The sequence below is a fragment of the Thalassospira alkalitolerans genome (assembly GCF_002115745.1).
In the GTDB taxonomy this organism is placed as follows: domain Bacteria; phylum Pseudomonadota; class Alphaproteobacteria; order Rhodospirillales; family Thalassospiraceae; genus Thalassospira; species Thalassospira alkalitolerans.
In genome coordinates this window covers 1-304 of the sequence record NZ_JFKB01000071.1, presented here as the reverse complement: position 1 = coordinate 304, position 304 = coordinate 1, and the positions used below count along the sequence as shown (strand labels likewise).

Here is a 304-nt window from a genome sequence, read left to right as displayed (position 1 = left end):
ACCGTGACGCTACCCGACGTGCTTGCGGTGAATGTCCCGGCAGATACCGCAATCGTGACGGTCAGAGAGTCACCATCGACATCAGCAAAGCTGATTGCGGATAAGTCGAAGTTACTCGCGGTATCTTCGATTACGGTTACATCGGTCGGAACGCCCGATGCGGTTGGCGCATCATTAACGGCTGTAATGTCGATATTGCCACCACCGACCTGCGGATTGACGGTCCCGTCATTGGCATGGATCGTATAGGTCGCGACATTGTCGCCATTCACGTTCGATGCACCGGTATATTTAATGTTGCTCG

1 protein-coding gene is annotated in these 304 nt (G+C 53.6%); it reads right to left on the bottom strand.

All coding sequences use genetic code 11. The annotated features are described in order from the left end of the window. Positions 1 to 304: Ig-like domain-containing protein (locus TALK_RS22210; RefSeq protein WP_169715102.1), on the bottom strand; the 304-nt coding region annotated here is incomplete at both ends.